Here is a 3541-nt window from a genome sequence, read left to right as displayed (position 1 = left end):
CACCGCGTCTCTCTCGGGCTGCATCAGGATCAGCACGGTGGTGGCCGCCCGCGGCGCGCCGAGGAAACTCCCGGCGCGGGCGCCCTGCGCGAGGATGATCGGCCCGGGCCGGGAGCGCGGCAGCCGGCTGCCCGCGCCGAGCTGCCCCTTGCCGTCGGCGCCCAGGTACAGCGCGGTGCCGCCGGCGAGCAGCGCCACCCCGAACCCGTTGCCCGCCTCGACGCCGGTGACGCCGCGCAGCTTCGGCGTGTAGGTGCCCTTCACCGGGACGGGCCGCGCGGACGCCCGGTCGCCGCCGATGCCGAGCTGCCCGTTGCCGTTCGAGCCCCACGCCACCATCGTCCCGTCCTTCAGCAGCGCGTAGTTGTGCTTGCCGCCCGCGGCGATCGCGGCGACGTCGCGCAGCGGCGCGCCGCCGGACGTCCCGATGACGGGGCCGGGCGTCCAGCGCCCGCGGGTGGTGCCGTCGCCGAGCTGGCCCCGGTCGTTCTTGCCCCAGGACACGACGCGGCCGTCCTCCAGCCGCGCGATGGCGTGCTTGTTCCCGGCGGCGACCTCGACGACCCCGGTGAGCCGCTCCTGCTCGCCTTCGCCGGTGACCGGCGCGGGCAGGGTGCGGGCGGGCACGCCTTCGGCGCCGAGGATCCCGGCGAGGTTGCCGCCCCACGACACGACGCTGCCGTCCCGCAGCGTGGCGAGGCACGCCCTGGTCGGCGGCGGTGATCGCGGCGACGCCGGTGAGCGGCCCGTCGCCGTCCGGGGCGCGCACGGTCGTCGGGGCGGCGGGGGAGGAGGCGGTGCCGATGCCGCGCTGCCCGCTGCCGCCCGCGCCCCACGTCACGACCTGCCCGTTCGACAGCAGCGCGATCGACAGGTTGCCCGCCGCCGCGATGCTCGCGACGCCGCCCAGCTCGCCCGTCCGGCCGTCCGGGGCGTGCACCGGGACGGGGACGGCGCTGGGCTTGCTCGTGCCGTTGCCGAGCTGCCCGTTGCTGTTGGCGCCCCAGGCGACGACGCGGCCGTCGTCGAGGAGGGCGAGCGAGTGCCGCTCCCCGGCCGCGAGGGCCTTCACATCGGTCAGCGTGCCCCTGCCGGTCGGGGAGCGGACGGGCCCGAGCGCGACGTCGAACTTGTCGGCCTTGCGGCCGAGCTGGCCGAAGTCGTCCTCGCCGACGCTCCAGACCTCCCCGGACGTCGCGGCGGGCGCGGTGGGGCGGGGGTCGTCGGCGGAGGCGGTCACGCCGCCGCAGCCCGCCGTCAGGGCGAGGCAGAGGGCACCGGCCGCGGCGGGCGCCGCGGCCGTCCGGAGGGATTTCACCGGCGCCGGTCGGGAAGCGTGCGGTCGGGCGGCCCAGTGAGGTCCGGCGGCAGGTGGCCCGGCGGAATGAGGTCCGGCACCGTCCGGTCCGGCGGGGCGGGGGTTCGTTCATCCATGGGCGGGACGGTCCGTTCTGCGGGAGTGGACGGGGCGGCGGGGCTCCGACCGGCGCCACGGCGCCGCAGCAGGGCCTTGAACGCGGTGAGCGACAGCCGTTCCCGGCCCGTCCAGAGCAGCACCGCGTATCCGGCGGCTCCCAGGGCGACGCCGAGCGCCAGCGCCGCGACGCTCGTGCCCAGAGCCGCCTGGACGCACCACGGGAGCATACCGAAGCAGAAGACGGCATAAGCGATAGAACGCCACAATCCTGCCCCGGTGGGGGAGATGCCCAGAATTCGACGGATCTGCAGCAGCGGCAGCACGTTGCGCGTGCCGAGCGCCGCGGCCCGCGCGGCGGCCGCGCCCGGCACCCCGAACATCGGGATGAGCACCACGTTCAGCACCATGTTCACCACGAGCGCGGCGAGGTTGTTGCCGAGGCTGAGGCCGCTGCGCCCCGCCATCAGCAGGACGACGTCCGCGGGCCCGACCGCCGTCGCCAGCAGCATCGTCAGCGCCAGCACGATCGTGGTGCTCTGCCCCTCCGCGGCGTACTCGGGGCTGAACACCATGAGGAACACGTGCGCCCCCGCGGCGAGCGTCAGGTACAGCGGCCACGTGACGGCCACGGTCCAGGTCGTCCCGACCGCCATGTGACCTTCTGCGCGCCCGCGACGTCGTTCATCGCCATGTGCCTGCTCACCGCGGGCTGCATCACCTGCTGCAGCGACTGCGCCGCGAGTTGCCCGAACACGATGAACCGGGTCGCGGCCGTGTAGATCGCGGCGTCCCGCGGGGAGGCGAGCGCGGCGATGAGCACGATGTCCGAGCGCTGCAGGGCCGTCTGGCAGATCTGCGCCAGGGAGCGGGGCGCGGTGAACCGCCAGAACGGGCCCGCGAGGTCCCGGACGGACGCGGGCGCGCCCCCGCCCGTCCCGCCGCCCGTGCCGTCCGCGCCGCGGTCCGCGCGCCGCGCGAGGCCCCGGTACTGGACGGCCGCGATGAGCACCCCGGGCACGTAGGGCAGGCTCCACGCCAGCGCCAGGACGGTCGCGTCGCCGCTGACCGCGTAGGCCACCAGCACCCCGGCGACCTGCGCCACCTGCCGGAAGATTTTGTCGACCAGCACGGTGGTGCGCATCGAGCCGTGCCCGCGCGTCGCCGCCAGCAGCGCCTCCTGCGCCGCCGCCGCCGGGAGGAACAGCCCGAGGACGCGCAGCATCGACGCCGTCTCGCCGGGCGCGTCGCCGTGCACCAGCCCCGCGACCCACGGCGCGGTGAGCACCATGACCAGCCCGGCCAGGACCGCGGTCGACAGCACCGGGACGAGCGCGATCGGCACCGTCCGGCGCGCGTTGGCCCGCTCACCCAGCGCGAGATGGTGCGGCAGCCAGCGCAGCAGGCCCGCGTCGCTGCCGAGGCCCGACACCGCGTTCAGGATGAGGAACAGCGACGTCGCCGCGAAGAACGCGCCCGCGAGCGCCTGGTCGTAGGTCCGTACGACCGCGACGATCAGCACGAACCCCATGAGCCCGGCGCACATCGCCCCGGCGAGGTTCAGCGCGCCGCCGCGCGCCAGCTTGCCGAGGTCGGCGTTCGCGCCGCCCGGCGCGCCGCCCGGCGGACCGGGACGGTCGGATGATGCGGTCGTCATGTGCCCATCAGAGGTCAGGGATCAGAGGTGGAAGTCGTCCCGGGTGCGGTTGGCCGGGCTGTCCTCCTCGGCGCCCCCGGCGACCGACTTGTCCTGCGGGTCCGGGGCGTCGCGGCCGGTGAGCCGGTCGGAGCTAACTGCGACGAGCCGCGCGTCGCCCGCCGGGAAGCCGCCGCGCTCGCCGCGCTCGGCCCGCTCGCCGCGTTCGGCTCGCGCTCGTCGGCGCGCCGCCCGCCGCCGGACGTCCCGTTCGCCGGGGGAGGCGTCTTCGCGAGGCCGCTCGGCACGGGCGTCCCCTGGGCGGGGCCGCTCTGCGCCGGGTCGCCCTTCGGGGGACCGGCCTGCGCCGGGCCGCCCTGGCCCGGCCCGCCTGGGCCGACGGGCCCTTCGGCGGCGGGCTCTTCGGCGGGCCGCTCTTGCCCGGCCCGTCGGGCAGCGCGGGCAACTGCACCGTGGTGTTGGTGTCGGAC

The 3541-nt window shown here is 76.5% G+C and carries 3 protein-coding genes and 2 pseudogenes; all 5 read right to left on the bottom strand.

What is annotated here, in order from left to right; translation table 11 throughout:
• The coding region (locus BJF79_RS56250; protein ID WP_410050184.1) for an RCC1 domain-containing protein at positions 1 to 672 on the bottom strand (672 nt) is incomplete at its 3' end.
• Positions 673 to 919: 247 nt separating this feature from the next.
• Positions 920 to 1240: pseudogene (locus tag BJF79_RS67695) on the bottom strand (chromosome condensation regulator RCC1); the annotation flags it as partial.
• Positions 1241 to 1314: 74 nt separating this feature from the next.
• Positions 1315 to 2046, bottom strand: coding sequence for a polysaccharide biosynthesis C-terminal domain-containing protein (locus BJF79_RS63095; RefSeq protein ID WP_262403018.1), 732 nt, complete (start codon positions 2044 to 2046; stop codon positions 1315 to 1317).
• Positions 2019 to 3071 (bottom strand): lipopolysaccharide biosynthesis protein, encoded by a 1053-nt coding sequence (locus tag BJF79_RS63090; RefSeq protein ID WP_075903885.1) that lies wholly within the window; start codon positions 3069 to 3071, stop codon positions 2019 to 2021. Before BJF79_RS63090 ends, BJF79_RS63095 begins: the two co-directional genes overlap by 28 nt.
• Before the next feature lie 21 nt (positions 3072 to 3092).
• A pseudogene (locus BJF79_RS63085) lies at positions 3093 to 3541 on the bottom strand (hypothetical protein); the annotation flags it as partial.

This window comes from Actinomadura sp. CNU-125 (genome assembly GCF_001942465.1).
Taxonomy (GTDB): Bacteria; Actinomycetota; Actinomycetes; order Streptosporangiales; family Streptosporangiaceae; genus Spirillospora.
Note: the sequence above shows the minus strand (reverse complement) of the source record. Positions and strands in the feature narration are given on the sequence as shown.

Excerpts from the sequence above, each read along its gene's own strand:
- BJF79_RS63090 (WP_075903885.1), bottom strand. The coding sequence starts at position 3,071 with ATGACGACCGCATCATCCGACCGTCCCGGTCCGCCGGGCGGCGCGCCG.